The organism is Paramagnetospirillum caucaseum (assembly GCF_000342045.1).
In the GTDB taxonomy this organism is placed as follows: Bacteria; Pseudomonadota; Alphaproteobacteria; order Rhodospirillales; family Magnetospirillaceae; genus Phaeospirillum; species Phaeospirillum caucaseum.
Window position 1 is genome coordinate 1 of record NZ_AONQ01000224.1, and the last position, 288, is coordinate 288.

At 52.1% G+C, this 288-nt stretch carries 1 pseudogene; it reads left to right on the plus strand.

Annotation, left to right across the window (positions count from 1 at the left end):
• Nucleotides 1–220: pseudogene (locus H261_RS26445) on the plus strand (hypothetical protein); the annotation flags it as partial.
• Nucleotides 221–288: the final 68 nt, after the last annotated feature.

Sequence of the window (288 nt, forward strand, 5' to 3'; positions counted from 1 at the left end):
GTTGCTTACCGATAACGGCGGCGGGGAATTGTCCGACATCCATTGGCAAACGGTCCTGCACCACCTTGGGTTCGTCGCCTTGATCGTATGGTTGAGCGATCCCCGTGACTTGGCATTGGTCAGGAAGGCGTGTCGTGAGGTGGAGGGGATGGTGCCTGAGTTCAAAGATGGGGAGATTGGACTGTTGCATTCAGGCCACGACAACCAAAAAAGAAACTGAATTTCATGGGGTCCATATTGTTTGCCGCTTTGCGTTGACTGTAAATGTGTTGGCACGCGATTGAACTA